Here is a 17,019-nt window from a genome sequence, read left to right on the forward strand (position 1 = left end):
CCCTGGTCGGGAGGGCGAGGTTCATCGCGATGGGGGGCGCGAGCAAGGCGCCGGTAGGGTTCAACGCAGCGCGGCCACGTGCGCCACGCTGCTTTCGCGCAAGGCCTGCAGGTCGTAGCCGCCTTCCAGCATGGACACCACCCGGCCACGGGCATGCCGCTCGGCCAGGGTGCGCAGCGCGCCGGTCAGCCAGGCGAAGTCGTCGGCATCGAGCATCAGATCGGCCAGCGGATCGCGCAGATGCGCATCGAAGCCGGCCGAGATCAGGATCAGCTGCGGGCGGAAGGCATCCACCAGCGGCAGCATCTCGTCTTCCCACACGTTGCGGAAGCGCAGCCCGTCGCTGCCTGGTTGCAGCAGCAGGTTGTGGATGTTGCCGATGCCGCGCTCGTAAACGCTGCCCGAGTGCGGATAGAGCCCGGACTGGTGGGTGCTGAGATACTGCACGCTCGGGTCGCGCTCGAAGATCGCCTGCGTGCCGTTGCCGTGGTGGACGTCGAAATCGACGATGCTGATCCGTTCCAGCCCATGCCGGTCGCGCGCATGCGCGGCGGCCACGGCAATGTTGTTGAACAGGCAAAAGCCCATCGACACCTGCGCGGTGGCATGGTGCCCGGGTGGGCGCACGGCGCAGAAGGCGGTGCGGGTGGCGTCCTGCATCACCGCGTCCACCGCGGCGATGCCGGCCCCGGCCGCGCGCAACGCCGCCGCGCGCGAGCCGGGCGACATCACGGTGTCCACGTCGAGCCGGTGGTGGCCTTCGAAGGCGGTTTCCAGCACCGCGTCGACTTGTTCGCGCTCGTGCACCCGGCACAGGTCGCCGAGCTTGGCCAGCGGCGCCTCGCGCCAGTCCAGGTCCGGGAACGCGTCGCGCAGTGCCTCCACCACCGCTTCCAGGCGGGCGGGGCTTTCGGGATGCTCGGGGCCGGCGTCGTGCCCGAGGCAGGCGGGATGGGTAAAGACCAACATGGGGCAAATCTAGCCTGTCCGCCGTGCCATGTGCAGGTCAGCCGCGCCGGCGGTCGTGCCGCCACAGCACTTCCTGCTGGCCATCGGCGCGCGCCAGCACGCGCGCCAGCACGAACAGCAGGTCGGACAGCCGGTTCAGGTAACCGATCGCCTCGCTGCGCACGCTCTCCTGGCGCGATAGCGCAACGGTCTCGCGCTCGGCCCGGCGCACGATGGTGCGGGCCAGGTGGCAGCGCGCAGCGGCCTCGCCCCCGGCCGGCAGGATGAACTCCTTCAGCGGGGGCAGCGTGTCGTTGAAAAGGTCCAGCTGGCGCTCCAGTGCATCGATATCGGCGCGATCGATGGCGGCATGGCCGGGGATGCACAGCTCGCCGCCCAGATCGAACAACTGGTGCTGGATGGTGGTCAGCAGCCCGGCGATCGGTTCCGGCACGCCGGGGGCAGCCAGCAGCACGCCGATGGCGGAATTGGCCTCGTCCACGGTGCCATAGGCGTTGACCCGCAACGCATCCTTGCCGGTACGGCTGCCGTCGCCCAGCCCGGTGCTGCCGTCGTCGCCGGTGCGCGTATAGATCCGCGAGAGCCGGTTGCCCATCTCAGCCGGCCTGGGTCTGGCCGGGCGCGCTGGTCAGGCGCTCGGCGGCCACCTGGATCGCCGCGGCAGCGGCGACATACAGCGCGGCGCTGCGCAGATACGGCCCCAGCCAGTCGGTGTAGTTCTTGAACCAGCCGGCCACGGTCGGCTCGGCCACGCTGGCACTGATCCAGTAGAAGCTGCCCTGGGCGATCAACTGGCACAGCGCCACCGAGAGCAACAGCGCCGGCGCCAGCCGGGCCAGCGCGCTCCACTGCGCGCCGTGGTACTGCCGACGCAGCCACATGCCCCCGGCCCACAGCGCGAAATACGCCGGGATCAGGCACCAGTACGCCGGCGACACGCAGTAGTGCTGCCAGAAGCTCAGGCCCTGGCTGGTGATCACCAGCCAATCCACCGCCACTGCCAGCAGCATCAGCAGCGGGAACGCCAGCCTGGTACGCGCGGCCAGATGGAAGCCGCCGATGAAGAACACCGCCCAGGACGCGTCGGGGATCGGCGCGAAGTGATTGATCCGCGTGGCCGCCATCAGGACGGCAAGCAGACCCAAAACCAGGGTGTCGTGCGAGCGAGGAGTCATGCGCGGAGGTGGCCGGATCACAGGCTGGCGAGTGTAGCGTGGAACCCGGCACGCCCGCGCCATTGGCGGCTTTGCGGTGGCCCGCCTGGCCGCCCCCGTTGCTGGACACGGCGGACGCAAATCGGTGGGTGCCCGGATGCGTCCTGCACCGGCCAGGGCCGGCAGCGCTCCCTGCGCGAGCAGCCGGCCGCGTCAGACCAGCTAGGGCGCGGCAAGCTGTCCCACCCGTTCGCGGCAACGGGTCATGGGCGAAGGCTTATCATGTGGCAATGACACATCCACATGACGTTCTGATCGTCGGCGGCGGCCTGGTCGGCTCCAGCCTGGCGATTGCGCTGGACCGCATCGGCCTGGATGTCGGGCTGGTGGAAGCCACCCCGGCCGCCACGCCGCCAGCGGTGTTCGACCAGCGCAACCTGAGTTTTGCCGCCGCCACCGTCAATGCGCTGAGCGTGCTGGGGGTGATGGCCAAGCTGCGCAGCGCCCCGGGGCCGATCCGGCGCATCCACGTCAGCCGGGCCGGCGACTTCGGCCGTGTGCAGCTGGATGCGGCCGATTACGGCCGCGACAGCTTCGGCCAGGTGGTGGTGGCGCGCGATTTCGGCGAGGCATTGGCGGCACGCCTGGACGAGCTGACCCGGTTGCGCCGCTATCGCCCGGCACGCTGCATCGGGGTCGAGCCGGTGCAGGACGGTCTGCGCGCGCTGCGGATTGCCACCGCCGATGGCGAGCAGCGCGTGCAGGCCCGGCTGGTGGTGGGCGCCGACGGCACCCATAGCGCAGTGCGCGAGCTGCTGCATATCGGCAGCGATGCGCACGACTTCCTGCAGACCTTGTTCGTGGCGCGGGTGCGCGCCTCCCGCCCACCGGATGGCACCGCCTGGGAGCGCTTCGGCGAGCACGGGCCGACTGCGCTGTTGCCGCGCGGCGATCGCCACTACGGCGCGATCCACTGCGTGGCGCGCGCCGAGGCCGAGGCGGTGGCCGCGCTCGACGAGACCGGATGGCTGGCCAGGTTGCAGCGGGCGGCTGGATGGCGCGCCGGGCGCTTTGTCGCCAGCGGCGAGCGCAGCGCGTACCCGCTGGTGCAGGTGCTGGCCAACGAGTTGGTCGCCGAGCGCGTGGTGCTGCTCGGCAACGCCGCGCAGACGCTACATCCGATCGGCGCACAAGGCTTCAACCTCGGCTTGCGCGATGCACTGACGCTGGCCGAATTGATCGAGCACGATCGCAGCGATGCCGGGGCTGGCGCATTGCTGGCCGGTTACCTGGCACGCCGACGCGTGGACCGCGAGCAGACCATCGGGTTTTCCAGCGGGCTGGCGCGGCTTACCGGGAATCCGGCGCCGTTGCTGCGGCCGTTGCGCAGCCTCGGCCTGCTCGCCACCTCGCAGGCGGCGCCGCTGCAGTCGATGCTGGTCGGCGGGGCGATGGGTTTCCGGGGCGATGTGCCGCAGTTGTGCAGGGGCGTCGCATGAGCCGTCGTGGTAATCGTGATGCCTTGATCGTTGGCGGTGGCGTGGTCGGTGCCGCCTGCGCGCTGGCGCTGGCCGATGCCGGCCTGAGCGTGGCCCTGGTCGAAGGCCGCGAGCCCGCGCGTTGGCGGGCCGACCAGCCCGATCTGCGCGTCTATGCCTTTGCCGCCGACAATGCCGCATTGCTCGACAGCCTGGGCGTCTGGGCCTTGGTGCGCGCTGCCCGCGTGCAGCCGTACCGGCGCATGCGGGTCTGGGATGCGGCCGGTGGTGGCGAGCTGAGCTTCGATGCCGACACCCTGGGCCGCGAACAACTCGGCTGGATCATCGAGCACGCGGTGCTGGTCGATCGCCTGTGGGCCGCCGTGCACGCGGCCGGCATCGAGGTGCATTGCCCGGCACGCGTGGTCGAGCTGGAGCAGGACGCACACAGCGTGCGCCTGCGCCTGGACGATGGCAGCCGTCTGGAAGCGGCGCTCGCCATCGCTGCCGATGGCGCCGCATCGACCTTGCGCGAGCTCGCCGGTCTGCCGGTGTCGCGGCATGCCTACGCGCAGCGCGGCGTGGTCGCCTTCGTGGAGACCGAACAGCCGCATCAGGCCACGGCCTGGCAGCGTTTCCTGACCACCGGCCCGCTGGCATTCCTGCCGTTCGCCGATGGCCGCAGTTCGATCGTATGGACCTTGCCGGATGCCGAGGCCGCGCGCGTGCTGGCGCTGGACGATGCCGACTTCTCGCGCGAGCTGACCCAGGCCTTCGCGGCGCGGCTGGGGCAGGTGCGTGTGGTCTCCGCGCGCACGGCGTTTCCGCTGCAACGGCAACTCGTGGAGCAATACGTCAGCGGCCGCGTGCTGACCTTGGGCGATGCCGCGCACGTGGTGCATCCGCTGGCCGGGCAGGGCGTCAATCTGGGCCTGCGCGATGTCGTTGCGTTGCGCGATGAGGTGCGCAATGCGCTGGCAAGGCGTGCGGACTGGGCCGCCCCGCATCGGCTGCAGCGCTGGGCGCGCACCCGGCGTAGCGAGAACACCGTGGCCGCCTATGGCTTCGATGCGATCAACACGGTGTTTTCCAACGACGACATGCATCTGACCCTGTTGCGCGGGTCGGTGCTCGGGCTGGCCGGCACGTTGCCGCCGCTGGTCGATGTGCTGTGGAAGCGCGCCTCTGGCAGCGCGTGATCGCCTGACGGCCGACGCGCATGGCGTCGGTCATGTGTTGGTATGTCGATACGCTTATAGCGCGGGCAGCATGTTCCATACGACGGGCGAAGCCGGCGTGGCTACAGTCGAGCCATGTCATCTTCCACCACCCGTTCGTCCAAGCCCGGCCTGCTGCTGCTCTGCGGCCTGCTCTGCGACGCCAGCATCTGGCAGCCGCAACGCGCGGCGCTGAGCGATCTGGCCGAGGTGCAGGTGCTGGACTTCGCCGGCTTCGACAGCATCGTGCAGATGGCAGCACACGTATTGGCCGTCGCTCCGCCGCAGTTCGCGGTGGCGGGCCATTCGATGGGCGGGCGGGTGGCGCTGGAAATCGTGCGCCAGGCGCCGCAACGCGTGCAGCGCCTGGCCTTGCTGGACACCGGTATTGCGCCACGCCGCGACGGCGAGCGTGAGCAGCGCGCGGCGCTGGTGCGGCTTGCGCAGACGCAAGGCATGCAGGCGCTGGCACGGCAATGGCTGCCGCCGATGCTGCATCCGGACCGGCACGCCGATGCCGGGCTGATGAACCCACTGATGGCGATGGTGCAGCGGCATAGCGTGCAGACCTACGCCGGCCAGATCGAAGCCTTGCTGGAGCGCCCCGATGCCGCGCCGGTGCTGGCACAGATCCGCTGCCCGACCTTGCTGGGCGTGGGTCGCCAGGACGTCTGGAGCCCCCTGGCCCAGCACCAGCAGATGGCGCGGCAGATCCCGCACGCACGGCTGGTGGTCTTCGAAAACAGCGGGCATATGGCGCCCCTGGAAGCGCCCGCGGCCGTCAGTGCTGCAATGCGCGACTGGCTGCAGGACGCGTGATGGCGGCCCGGTCCGGCTGGCGGCGCGTGCGCTGCCGTCGCTGACCAGGCGTGTCGGTTTTTTCAGCAACACCCCGAGGAGGCTGCATGCCCGACGATGCATCGATCATCATTGCCTGCGAGCAGGTAATTCGCCAATTCGCACTGCTCAACGATCGTCACGATCACGACGGTCTCGCCGCATTGTTCACTGCCGACGGCGTGTTCGCCCGCCCCAGTGCGCCGGAGCTGCCGGTGCACGGGCGCGAGGCGATTCTGCAATCGTTCCGCGCCCGCCCGCCGCGGACGACCTGTCACCTGATGCTCAACACCCTGGTCAGCATCCAGTCGCCGACCCTGGCGCATGCGCACAGCAAGGTCCTGCTCTACACCGCTGCAGACACCTCGACGGCGCCGCCCTGGACAGCTCAATCGCCTGCGTTGCTCGGCAGTTTCGACGACGTGCTGGTACTGGAGCAGGGGCGCTGGTTGTTCAAGCAGCGGCTTGGCGCCTTGCTGATGCGCATCGGCGCTGACTGATCGCTGCCTCGCACCGATTCAACGACGCACAGACGGCGCGTTCGCCGCCGCCGCGTACCGCAGCACCGCTTTCCTCCCCCACGTCGCGCCGCAGTCATCCATCCATCGCCTTGGAGAATCGCCTAGTGGAACGCGTGAGCTCATCTGCCCGTTGTGCCGTTGCACCGCCACGGTTACCGTCGTACCGGCGCCGTGTCCTGACCTTGCTGACACTGCTGGGCGCCGGCGTGCCCGTTGCGGCATCCGCACAAGCGGTGCCGGAAACCGCTGCACCGCCGCAGGGCATCAACCTGGGCGGGACGAGTTTTCTCGATGGCTTCGGCTCCTCGACGCAGGGCTGGACGGTGATCGAGTATCTACGCCACTACGACTTCGACGCGATCAAGGACGCGCGCGGCGACGATTCGGCCGCCTTCCGCGATCCCAAGGTTGGTGTCAGCGTTCTGCTGACCCAGCTGATCTACGTCACGCCCTACCGGTGGAAGCGCGCGTCGCTGAGCCTCAATGCGATCGTGCCGCTGGTCAATTACGACATGTCCTTCGCCGCAGACAGCCCCGTGCAGTTGCGCGGCAACGGGTTCGGGATGGGCGACATTTCCTTCGGCCCGGCGCTGCAGATCGACCCGGTGATGCGCAACGGACGAGTCCTGTTCTTCCAGCGCTTCGCAATCGATGCGTTCGCTCCGGTAGGCAAGTTCGATCGCGATGTCGCGATCAACCAGAGCACCGGATTCTGGTCGGTGGCGCCGCATTGGGCGTTCACCGTGCAGCCTAGCGACAACTGGGAGATCAGCATGCGGCTGAACTATCTCTACAATTTCCGCACCGATCGCGCCGGCGGCGTACCGCCGATCCCGGGATTCCGTTTTCGCAATGGTCAGGCCGGCGATGTGCTGTGGGCCAACCTGGCCAGCTCGGTCAAGGTCAGCGAGCAACTGCGCCTGGGCATCAACGGGTATTACCTGCAGCAGCTGAAGGACAACCGCACCAACGGGCAGCGTGTGCCCGACAGCAAACGCATGCAGTTCTATCTCGGGCCGGGGCTATCCTGGCGGCTGGATGCCAACAACCTGCTGAATTTCAATGTCTATCTGCCGGTAGAGGTGAAGAATTCGGTGGCCGGCACCAGCGTCAACCTGATGTTCGTGCATTCCCTTTGACGTGGAAGCACGCACATATCCGCAGCATGCACGCCGGCGGGTCTGCGTGCATGCTGCGGCGCAGACGGATGCAGCACGCTGCTGCAGGCAACGCTGCATGCAGCGCTAGGCGGGGTGATCCTACTTTCGAGTTCTGAGCTGAGCAGGCTGCTACGCCAGGCCTGGCCAGTGCACCCTGTCCGCGCCAAACCCGCGCGCGCGTCAGATGCCCATGCTGTGGCGCTGGGTATTGGCATGCTCGCGGAACAACAGCTCGGCACGCGCGCCATCGCGTTGTTCGATGGCCGAGACGATGGCGCCGTGCTGCCGATGTCCGTAGTACAGATCGTCGTAGGCCAGGGTGGGCGAGCGTTGGCCGAACACCACATTGACCGGGCTGACGAAGGGCACCACGGTGCACCGGTCCACGGTCTCGGTCAGGATCGGCTTGTTGGCGGCCACCACGATGGCACGGTGGAAGCAGGCATTCATCGCGCCATAGGCCTGCTCGTCGTCGGCATCCAGGCTGCGCGAGGCCAGGATCCGGTCGCCTTCGCCCAGACAGGCATGCAGCGTGGCCAGCAACGCAGCCGAGGCGCCCTGTTCGGCGACGGCGCGTGCGGCCATGCCTTCCATCAGGGCACGCACCGCCAGGGCGTCCAGGCTTTCCTGCTGGCTGAAACGTCGCACCGCATAGCCGCGGTTGCCGGCCTGCACCAGCAGGCCTTCCTGGCACAGCGCCGGCAGGGCCTGACGGATGGGGGTGCGCGAGATGGCCAGTCGTTCGGCCAGTGCGGCTTCGGTGATGCGCTCACCGGGGGCGAAGGTGCCGCACAGGATCAGTTCGCGTAGCTGCTGGACCGCTTGCAATCGGTGGTTGTTCGCCATTGGCTCCATTCTCTCGCGCCGTACCGCAGCGCACGTTCCTTCGACGGGGAAAACTCGCAAAACCGGTATAAAAACCTTGCAGATGAGAGCGCTTGGTGGCACTTTGGATCCCAAGGATACCGTTTTGGCGGTCCGGAGTGGCTGGTCGGCGTTGTTGGGATCCCATGGCGGGACGGATTTCGACTCAATCAATGGTGCGCACCCGGCCACGGAAAGTGGCCGGCGTGCATCGCAGGAGTGCAGCATGGCAAGCATCATCGGCGGCATCGGAACCTCGCACGTTCCCACCATCGGGGTGGCCTACGACAAGGGCAAACAGCAGGATCCGCTGTGGAAGCCGTTGTTCGACGGCTACACGCCGGTGGCTGCCTGGTTGGCCGACCAGCAGGCAGACGTGCTGGTGTTCTTCTACAACGACCATTGCACGACGTTCTTCTTCGACCTGTATCCGACCTTCGCCCTGGGCATCGGCGAGCGCTTCCCGGTGGCGGACGAAGGCGCGGGGCTGCGCAACCTGCCACCGATCCGCGGCGATGTGCAATTGCAGGCGCATATCGCCGAATGTCTGGTCAACGACGAGTTCGATCTGACTGTTTTTCAGGACAAGCCGATCGACCATGGCTGCGCGGCGCCGCTGCCGTTGCTGTGGCCGCACGTGCCGGACTGGCCGGGCACGGTGGTGCCGATCGCGATCAACGTGCTGCAGTACCCGCTGCCGACCGCGCGCCGCTGCTACCGCCTGGGCCAGGCGGTGCGGCGGGCGATCGAATCCTATCCGGAGGATCTCAGGGTGGTGGTGGTGGGCACCGGCGGGCTGTCGCATCAGATCCACGGCGAGCGCACCGGTTTCAACAACACCGACTGGGACATGGAATTTCTGGACCGCTTCCAGCATGCGCCGGAAACGCTGACCGATCTCACCCACACCGATTACGTGCGCCTGGGTGGCGCCGAGAGCGTGGAGCAGATCATGTGGCTGGCGATGCGTGGCGCGCTGGGCGGGCCGATCCGCAAGCTGCATCAGAACTACTACCTGATGACCACCACTGCGATGACGGTGGTGCTGTACGAGCCGGGCGTCGAAGCCGCTGACGCGCCGTCTTCGGCGCAATTGCTCGCGCACGCCACGTCTACCGCGAATGCTGCATGAGGGCCGGCCGATGAATCCGCAAGTACAGGGCATGGAGCAGATCGGCGGCACTTACCTGTTCGATCTGCGCACCAGCAACCGCGCGTTGCGCATCAACCGATTCTTCTGGCATATGATCCGCGCCCCATGGCGCGATCGCTTTCTTGAAGATTCCGAAACCCTGATGCAGGAAGCCGGCCTCACCGAGCATGAAAAGGCGCTGATCCGTGCACGCGACTGGCTCGGGCTGGTGCAGTACGGCGCCAACTTCTTCGTCATCGAAAAATTTGCCCGCGTGGTGCGCATGACCAATCTGCAGGTCTACGCCATCATGCGTGGCGAATCCTTCGAAGATTTCATGCAGACCCGGCGTGTACCCGATGCACGCTGAGCTGCAGGCGGCGGCCTGGTGCCGTCCCGCCGCATTCCCCGACTTCCCAACGTAAGGTCTACCCCCATGACCATGTCCTCCGTGTTCTTCGAACACCGCATCAAGGTCCGGCATCTACGTGTCATCGAGGCGCTGGACCGGCAGAAAAGCCTGCTCCGCGCCTCACGCGTGTTGAACGTCACCCAGCCCGCATTGACGCGTGCCCTGCAGGAGATCGAAGAGATCGTCGGCGCGCCGCTGTTCGAGCGTCATTCGCGCGGCGTGCGCCCCAATGCCATGGGCGAGGTGCTGGTACAGACCGCGCATGTCGTGCTCGGCCAGTTGCGCCGCGCGCAGGACACCTTCGAGGGGCTGCTGCAGGACGATGCGCTCACCATCACCGTGGGTGCGTTGCCGGTCGCCGCTAGCGGCCTGTTGCCGGCCGTGCTGGCCGCCTTGTATCGCGCCGAACCCACGCTGCGGGTACGCCTGCTGCACGGACGCACCGACGAGCTGCTGCCCAAGCTGGCCGGTAACGAGATCGACCTGGTGGTGGGTCGGCTGTATCCGCTGGCCCGCTACGACGCGTTGATCCGCAAGGTGCTGTACCAGGATCCGATCGCGCTGGTGGCGCGCAGCGATCACCCCCTGTTTGCCAACGGCCAGGTGCGCATCGCCGAAGCCGCTGCGTATCGCCAGGTGCTGCCGACGCTGAGCCAGCATGTCGAGCGCGACGTGGCGCAGGTGATGCGCGAGCATGGGCTGGCCACGCGCGATCAGCTGCGTTCCAGTTCGGCCAGCTTCACCCGCGAGATCCTGCTCGGCACCGACAGCATCGCGGTGATGCCGAGCATGATGGTGGCCGGGGATATCGCACGCGGCGAGCTGCGCGCCTTCCAGCTGCAGCAGCCGTCGCAGGCGCGCGCAGGCGGGGTGATCTATCGCGATGGCAGTGCCATCCACAAGCCCGGCGTGCGCCTGTTGATGCGCGAACTGGAACACCAGTTGGCGGTCATGGCCGAGCAGGGGGCGGTGTGGGTGGACGACCAGATCAGCGAGGACAACCTGTTGCTGGGCGAGTCCGCGTGATCGATTGAGCGCGGCATGCGCGGCGTAAGCCGCTGCCATGTCGCGATGGCGCTGGAGTGCGGCATGCATGCAATGGGCAGCTCAGGCTGCCCATTGTGCTGTCTGGCATCGGCCGCTGCCGTGTCGCTGGTGTGGCGGGGCAGCAGCCTGCGCGTCACTGCCGGCTGCTTGCGGCGTAATCCAGATCCGGGCGCATCACGCTTCGGTAGCCAGGGCATCTTTCAGGCGCGCCTTCTGCAGCTTGCCGGTCGCGGTGCGCGGCAGCGCCTCGACCACGCGCAGGTGTTTGGGCACCTTGTACTTGGCCAGTCGCTCGATCAGATAGGCGCGGATCTGCTCCAGATCCGGCGTCTCGTCGGCCGGCACGATCGCCAGGTAGCCCACCTCTCCCCATTGGGGGTCGGCGATCCCCACCACTGCGCATTCGCGCACCTGCGGGTGATCGGCAAGCAGCGCTTCGATCTCGGCCGGGTACACGTTCTCGCCGCCGGAAATGAACATGTCCTTCTTGCGATCGACCACCCAGAAGAACCCGTCGGCATCGCGCCGCACGATGTCGCCGGTGCGGAACCAGCCGTGCTCGTCGAGCGCAGCGGCGCTTGCCTGCGGATCGCGCCAGTAGCCGGGGCTGAGGTTGGCGCCGCGCAACAACAGCTCGCCGGGCACGCCGACCGGGCAGTCGTTGCCATCGCCATCGACCACGCGCGTCTGCACTGCAGGGGTCGAAATGCCGACTGCGCCCAGCTTGTCGCGGATCACCGCGCAGTCCACCGACATTCCGAACACCGTGCCGGCCTCGCTCATGCCGAAGCCGCTGACCATCGGCACACCGTCGTCCAGCCAGCCGAGCAGGTCATCGCTGGCATGCGGCGCGCCGCCGCTGACCAGCGCGGTGAGATGCCGCAGCGACGCCGCATCGAAACCGGGCTGGCTGCGGAAGGCCTGCATCATCTGCGGCACGCCGACGTAATGGGTGATGCCCAGCGACTGGTCGCTCAGCCAGGCCAGCGTGCGCGTGGGCTCGAAGCCGTTGGAGACCTGGATCGAGCCGCCCACCGCCAGCACCGGGCGCACATTGGTGGCCAGGCCGATGACGTGGAACATCGGCGCTTCGCACAGGAAACTGCTGCCGGCATCCACGCGCGTGGTGACGCCGAAGTTGTGCGCCACCTGCTGCAGGTTCTGCTCGCTCAGCATCACGCCTTTGGGCTGGCCGGAGGTGCCGGAGGTAAACAGGATCAGGCTGATGCGTTCGGGGGGAATCGACCCGGTGTCCGCCGGTTCGAGCGTGTTCGCCGCATCGACGAAGTCGGCCAGCGAGGCGACATCGGCGCGCCCTGCAGCAACGTCGTCGCCCAACAGCAGGCGTGGCTCGGCGCGCTGCAGCAATGCATCCAGTTCGGCCGTGCTCAGCCGCCAGTTCAGCGGCACGTAAATCGCGCCTACGCGTCCACAGGCGAAATGCAGCGCCACCTGCCAGACCGAATTGCGCGCCAGCACGGCGAGCCGTTCGCCATCGATGCAGCCGCGCGCCTGCAGCAAGGCGGCCAGACGGCCGATCAAGACATCCAGTTCTGCGTACGTCCATTGCCGGTCCTGCAGCAGGTCGCGGGCGGCAAGCCGGTGTGGGGTAAGGCGGGCGTGGAAGGAGATCGAGTCGGTCGGCATGGTCATGGCGCTGTCTTCCGAATGCAGATTGGGAGAGTGACTGGCGTGAGTGCGACGGCTGCGGCTGAAGGTTGACGCGTGTGCGAAAACACCTGGCGAACGTTCACCAGAAAGTGCGGACACACCGCAGGAACCGATGGACAAGGCAGTGCCTGTCGCATCGCGTTGCGACCGCGCTTTGGTGATTGCGCGGTCGGTGGGCTAAAGGGCCTAACTGAGATAGATGGTCTTGGTTTCGAGGAAGGCGTGCAGCCCTTCGATGCCGCCTTCGCGGCCGATCCCGGAATGTTTGACCCCGCCGAACGGCATGTCGAAGTCCACCCACATGCCATTGATCGAATGACTGCCGCTGCGCACGCGGCGGGCGATGCGGTAGGCGCGATCGGGGTCCTCGCTGTAGACCGTGCCGTGCAGGCCGAAGTCGCTGGCATTGACCTTGGCGATCAGGTCGGCCTCGTCGTGGTAATCGATGAAGCTCACCACCGGGCCGAAGATCTCTTCGCGGGCGATGGTCATGTCCGGCGTCACCCCGGCAAACACCGTCGGCTCGATGAAGAAGCCGCGCGGCAGATGCGTCGGGCGGCCGCCGCCCATGACCAGGCGCGCGCCCTCGGCGCGGCCTTGTGCGATGTAGGACTGCACGCGCTCGAGCTGGCGGCCAAGCGCCAACGGGCCCATGCCGGTCTCGGCTGCGAACGGGTCGCCCAGCTTGAGCGCGCCCACAGCCGCGCAGTACGCCTGCAGGATCTGGTCGCGTCGCTGCGCCGGCACCAGCACCCGGGTGAGCGCGAAGCACACCTGGCCGGTGATCGGCATCGAGTAGGGCACCAGGCTGGGCAGCAGCTTGGCGATGTCTGCATCGTCCAGCACGATCGCGGCCGACTTGCCGCCCAGCTCCAGCCCGACCCGCGCCAGCCGCTCGGCGCAGGCCACCCCGATCAGCCGCCCGGCCTGGGTGGAGCCGGTGAAACTCACCTTGTCCACCTGCGGATGGCGGATCAGCTGTTCGCCGACCTCGCGACCGCCCGGCAGCAGATTGAACACGCCATCGGGCACGCCGGCGGCGCTGATGCATTCGGCCAGGATGTAGGCGTCGATCGGCGTTTCCGGTGAGGGTTTGGCCACCACCGTGCAACCGGCCGCCAGGGCCGCAGCGACCTTGTAGCAGAGCAACACCAGCGGTGCGTTCCAGGGAGTGATCGTGGCGACCACGCCTACCGGCTCCTGCACGATATGCACGCGGCCGCCGTTGGCACGTGCACGCGGCTCCACGAATGGGTGGGTTGCGATCAGGTCGCCGTAATAGTCGAACAGGCCGGGTGCCTGCTGCGAGGCGCGGCGACTGAAGCCGATGGTGGCGCCGACCTGCCCGGTCCAGGCTTCGGCCAGCTCCGGCAGGCGCGCACGCAACCGTGCGGCCACGCGCTTGAGCACGACGCCACGCTCGTGCGGCGATAGCTGCGGCCAGGGGCCGCTGTCGAACGCGGCACGCGCGGCGGCGATGGCCGCCTCGGTGTCTGCCGGCGAGGGCTCGGTGTAGCGCAGCAGGCGTTGTTCGGTGTGCGGGGCAATCACATCGACGTCGCGATCGCCGCTGCTTGCGCGCCATTGGCCGTCGATGAACAGGCCAAACGGCCCACGCGCGGCGATTCCGCGCAGGGTTGCGGACAAGGCTTCCATACTCCCTCCTCGGTGCAGAAAACCACTGGCAGCGCCAGCGATGCGCGTGCTGCACGCATCGCTTCAGGCGCCGTAGGACGTGCTCAGGCGCTGTTTTTGGTCAGGTCGTATTCGCCCAGGCCGGGCTTGTAGCTCTTCTCGTCGATGAACTGACGGATGCCTTCCTTGCGGGCGTTGTTGTCGAACGAATTGGCTGCTTCCTGCATGCGCACCAGGTAATCTTCGGCTTCGTCGTAGGTCATGGTGCCGACCCGGCGCACCGCATCTTTTGCGTACTTCAGCGCGACCGGGTTCTTCCTGAGCAGCATCTCGGCCACCTCGCGCGTGCGCGCTTCCAGCCGTTCCAGCGGCACGCTTTCGTTGACCAGGCGCCATTCGGCGGCCTTCTTGCCGTCGACCATCTCGCCGGTCAGCGTCATCCACATCGCATCGCGCATGGACAGCAGTTCCACCGCGACCTTGGTGACGCCGCCACCGGGCAGGATGCCCCAGTTGATTTCCGACAGGCCGAACTGCGCCTCGTCGGCGGCGATCGCCAGATCGCAGGCGAACAACGGCCCGAAGCCGCCACCGAAACACCAGCCGTTGACCATCGCGATGGTGGGTTTCTGGTACCAGCGCAGGCGGCGGAACCAGCCGTAGGATTCGCGCTGCGAGCGACGTACACCGCGCAGGCCCTGGGCTTCGGTTTCGCGGAAATATTCCTTCAGGTCCATGCCGGCCGACCAGGCGGTGCCTTCGCCACCGAGTACCAGCACGCCGACGTTGTCGTCGAATTCCAGCTCGTCCAGCACGTCCATCATGCGGCGGTTGAGCGCCGGGCTCATCGCATTGCGTTTGTCGGGGCGTGCGAACTTCACCCAGGCAATGCGGTTTTCGATGCGGACCGATACCACGTCATGCTCGTTCAAGCGGCGTCTCCTTCGAGTCGGTACAGAGTGGAAGTCACAGTTCTTCAGCGAGCGCGGCGTCCGGCACGTTTGCCCGTTCCAACGTGGCGCTGGCGTTCAACTTGCAGAGTAGGCGCAGCAAGGTCTGCTGCTCGCTGGCCTGCAGGCCGGTGCAGGTGCGCGCGACCGCCCGCGCCAGGCAGCCCTGCGCGGTGCCGAGCGTGCGCTCGCCAAGCGGGGTGAGGTACAAACCCTTGCTGCGTCGGTCGCGGCCGGCCAGGCGCTCGATCAGGCCCTGCTCGGCCAGTGCGTTGGCGATCTTCATGCCGGCAGCGCGATTGACCAGCAGGCGGTTGCCCAGTTCGGTCTGGTCGCAGCCGGGCTGGTCGCGGATATGGATCAAGGCGGTGACGCGCGCCGGAGTCAGGTGCAGTTCGGCCAGTTCCTGGCGCGCGGCGTGGCTGGAGGCCAGGGTCGCCAGTTGCAATTGATAGCCAAGGTCTGCGGCAAGGGCCAGGCGAGCGCTCATCGATCCATCCAAATTGTATCCGTTAAATACAATCTAGCCGACCGAAGCGGGCACTGCAAGAGGTTGTGGCGGTCATAAACGAAGGGCCGTGCGCGCCTGCGTAGCGCGGGTGCGCGCGGCCCTGTTTGCGATGCTGCCGAATGACTTACCGGATCAGCCAGCCGGCCAGCTGTTCGCTGCTCAGGTGGCCGCTGTGCTGGGTGTCGAGCGCGTCGAATTCATCGGCCAGTGCCGGGTTGGCCTGTGCCTCGGCGCGACTGATGCTGCCGTCGCCATCGGTATCCATGGCCTGGAAGTCGATGCGGTAGCTGCCGACCACGCTGTTGGGCTGGATCGAGCGCACGATCACGCTGGACTCGCCGCGCGGGCGCTCCAGCTGGGCCTGATGGGTGACCTCGCCGCTGGATAGCGGCTGGGTGCGAATCACATTGGGCACATCGATCAGCGGCATGCTGCTGGCCGGCGTCGGCGCCTGTTGCGCGAGCGCGTGGCCGCCGAGCAGCAGCAATACGGAAAACGAAACGGTACGAACGGTGGTCATCAGATCCCCCTGATGTGGAACAGCCCGCAAGCATAGAGGCTGTCGGGCGTCCTGAGGTGTGCAACGTGCGCTCGATGTCTGGCGACAGTAACTGCATGCACTAGGCTGACGGTGCAGCGTGCGCGATGCGGCATCGGCAACCGGAACCCATGGCCGCAGCGCACCGTCGCACGCTGCATCCAGGACAGCGGCTCAGCCGGGGATGAATGGAAACACGATCTTCAACAAGCCCTTCAGACCGCCCTCGGCAGTGCTGGCCACGGCCTTGGCGCCCAGGCTGTTGAGCGCGCGCCGTACGTCTTCCCAACGCACCTGCGCGATGTCCTTCTTCAACAGGTCCGCCACCTCTTCGGCGGTGGGCGTGAGCTTTTGCAGTTCGCGCACGGTGGCCTGCGGGTCCGGTTGCAGATAGCCCCAGCGCTCGGCGACTTTCAGCAGCGTGTCGAAGCGTACCGCGACCACTTCGCGATTGCGCTCGTACACCGGCAAGGCACCCACATCCAGGATGGCCTGTTCGAATTGCTGCGCATCGTCCGGGTGCTCGATGCGAACCGCCAGAAAGCCTTCCTTGCGGCTACGCTCGCTGACGTGCTTGGCACCGGAGCGCAGGTTGTCTTCGGTGAGCACGTTGGCGACGATGCGCTGCATTGCCGCGTCGCCTTCCTCGGGTACCAGCGAGCGCCAGCGCGCATAGCCGTCACGACGCAGCGCCTTGACCTTGGCCGAGGTCACCCGCAGCTGCAGCGCGACCATTGCGTTGGAGCTGTTGCGCGAGATGGCGCCGTCGCGTTCGAGCAGCACGAAGATCAGCAATTCCAGATCGCGCTTGGTCAGCGATTGGAATCCCTGCAGCAGGGTCAGGCGCAGGAATTCGTTGCCGAAGGCAGCCGCGTCCTTGAGTTCGATCGGTTGCATGGGGAGTCCTCCACGGGTGACCTGCA

General features: G+C 67.3%; 18 protein-coding genes. 8 read left to right on the top strand and 10 right to left on the bottom strand.

Translation table 11 applies throughout. The annotated features are described in order from the left end of the window. Positions 1–60 precede the first annotated feature (60 nt). The 3 genes from ABQ039_RS04195 to ABQ039_RS04205 are packed head-to-tail and all read right to left on the bottom strand — an operon-like array spanning position 61 to position 2,144. Positions 61–969 (bottom strand): histone deacetylase family protein, encoded by a 909-nt coding sequence (locus ABQ039_RS04195; protein ID WP_046345757.1) that lies wholly within the window; start codon positions 967–969, stop codon positions 61–63. 37 nt (positions 970–1,006) lie between these two features. Then, positions 1,007–1,564: a cob(I)yrinic acid a,c-diamide adenosyltransferase gene (locus ABQ039_RS04200; RefSeq protein WP_179464620.1), complete on the bottom strand. Its 558-nt coding sequence runs from the start codon at positions 1,562–1,564 to the stop codon at positions 1,007–1,009. 1 nt (position 1,565) lies between these two features. Next, positions 1,566–2,144 (bottom strand): hypothetical protein, encoded by a 579-nt coding sequence (locus ABQ039_RS04205; protein ID WP_349778204.1) that lies wholly within the window; start codon positions 2,142–2,144, stop codon positions 1,566–1,568. 269 nt (positions 2,145–2,413) lie between these two features. On the opposite strand from ABQ039_RS04205, the gene ubiH reads away from it, so the two are divergent. From ubiH to ABQ039_RS04230, 5 genes are all read left to right on the top strand, one after another. Further along, positions 2,414–3,622 (top strand): 2-octaprenyl-6-methoxyphenyl hydroxylase, encoded by a 1,209-nt coding sequence (ubiH, locus tag ABQ039_RS04210; RefSeq protein ID WP_046345759.1) that lies wholly within the window; start codon positions 2,414–2,416, stop codon positions 3,620–3,622. Then, positions 3,619–4,800: a UbiH/UbiF family hydroxylase gene (locus ABQ039_RS04215; RefSeq protein ID WP_046345760.1), complete on the top strand. Its 1,182-nt coding sequence runs from the start codon at positions 3,619–3,621 to the stop codon at positions 4,798–4,800. Before ubiH ends, ABQ039_RS04215 begins: the two co-directional genes overlap by 4 nt. Before the next feature lie 114 nt (positions 4,801–4,914). Next, complete coding sequence (locus tag ABQ039_RS04220; protein ID WP_054591364.1) at positions 4,915–5,637, top strand: alpha/beta fold hydrolase; 723 nt, start codon at positions 4,915–4,917, stop codon at positions 5,635–5,637. Positions 5,638–5,723: 86 nt separating this feature from the next. Next, entirely contained in the window at positions 5,724–6,155 is a 432-nt protein-coding gene (locus ABQ039_RS04225; protein ID WP_039523669.1) for a nuclear transport factor 2 family protein, read from the top strand. 125 nt (positions 6,156–6,280) lie between these two features. Next, complete coding sequence (locus tag ABQ039_RS04230; RefSeq protein ID WP_349778219.1) at positions 6,281–7,315, top strand: transporter; 1,035 nt, start codon at positions 6,281–6,283, stop codon at positions 7,313–7,315. A 201-nt stretch (positions 7,316–7,516) separates the two neighbouring features. Here ABQ039_RS04230 and ABQ039_RS04235 read toward each other — a convergent pair whose 3' ends face one another. Continuing rightward, positions 7,517–8,191: a GntR family transcriptional regulator gene (locus ABQ039_RS04235; RefSeq protein WP_054591361.1), complete on the bottom strand. Its 675-nt coding sequence runs from the start codon at positions 8,189–8,191 to the stop codon at positions 7,517–7,519. Positions 8,192–8,426: 235 nt separating this feature from the next. On the opposite strand from ABQ039_RS04235, the gene ABQ039_RS04240 reads away from it, so the two are divergent. The 3 genes from ABQ039_RS04240 to ABQ039_RS04250 all read left to right on the top strand — a co-directional run bounded on the left by ABQ039_RS04240 (position 8,427) and on the right by ABQ039_RS04250 (position 10,770). Continuing rightward, entirely contained in the window at positions 8,427–9,332 is a 906-nt protein-coding gene (locus ABQ039_RS04240; RefSeq protein WP_349778205.1) for a gallate dioxygenase, read from the top strand. Positions 9,333–9,342: 10 nt separating this feature from the next. Next, positions 9,343–9,702, top strand: a complete 360-nt coding sequence (locus tag ABQ039_RS04245; RefSeq protein ID WP_016900752.1) for a protocatechuate 3,4-dioxygenase subunit alpha — start codon at positions 9,343–9,345, stop codon at positions 9,700–9,702. A gap of 66 nt (positions 9,703–9,768) precedes the next feature. Then, positions 9,769–10,770, top strand: coding sequence for a LysR substrate-binding domain-containing protein (locus ABQ039_RS04250; protein WP_016900751.1), 1,002 nt, complete (start codon positions 9,769–9,771; stop codon positions 10,768–10,770). A gap of 195 nt (positions 10,771–10,965) precedes the next feature. On the opposite strand, the gene ABQ039_RS04255 is transcribed toward ABQ039_RS04250, so the two are convergent. The 6 genes from ABQ039_RS04255 to ABQ039_RS04280 form a co-directional block, all read right to left on the bottom strand. Next, positions 10,966–12,444: an AMP-binding protein gene (locus ABQ039_RS04255; protein WP_349778206.1), complete on the bottom strand. Its 1,479-nt coding sequence runs from the start codon at positions 12,442–12,444 to the stop codon at positions 10,966–10,968. A 204-nt stretch (positions 12,445–12,648) separates the two neighbouring features. Continuing rightward, a complete protein-coding gene (locus tag ABQ039_RS04260) occupies positions 12,649–14,118 on the bottom strand; it encodes an aldehyde dehydrogenase (RefSeq protein ID WP_349778207.1) in 1,470 nt (489 codons plus the stop codon). Between the two features lie 83 nt (positions 14,119–14,201). Then, positions 14,202–15,029: a p-hydroxycinnamoyl CoA hydratase/lyase gene (locus ABQ039_RS04265; protein ID WP_184610346.1), complete on the bottom strand. Its 828-nt coding sequence runs from the start codon at positions 15,027–15,029 to the stop codon at positions 14,202–14,204. A 34-nt stretch (positions 15,030–15,063) separates the two neighbouring features. Beyond that, positions 15,064–15,537, bottom strand: coding sequence for a MarR family winged helix-turn-helix transcriptional regulator (locus ABQ039_RS04270; RefSeq protein ID WP_024938266.1), 474 nt, complete (start codon positions 15,535–15,537; stop codon positions 15,064–15,066). 145 nt (positions 15,538–15,682) lie between these two features. Further along, a complete protein-coding gene (locus ABQ039_RS04275) occupies positions 15,683–16,078 on the bottom strand; it encodes an EF-hand domain-containing protein (protein WP_184610348.1) in 396 nt (131 codons plus the stop codon). Between the two features lie 192 nt (positions 16,079–16,270). After that, positions 16,271–16,993, bottom strand: coding sequence for a hypothetical protein (locus ABQ039_RS04280; RefSeq protein WP_016900745.1), 723 nt, complete (start codon positions 16,991–16,993; stop codon positions 16,271–16,273). Between the last annotated feature and the right edge of the window lie 26 nt (positions 16,994–17,019).

It is taken from the genome of Xanthomonas sp. WHRI 6108 (genome assembly GCF_040202385.2).
Lineage (GTDB): Bacteria > Pseudomonadota > Gammaproteobacteria > Xanthomonadales > Xanthomonadaceae > Xanthomonas > Xanthomonas arboricola.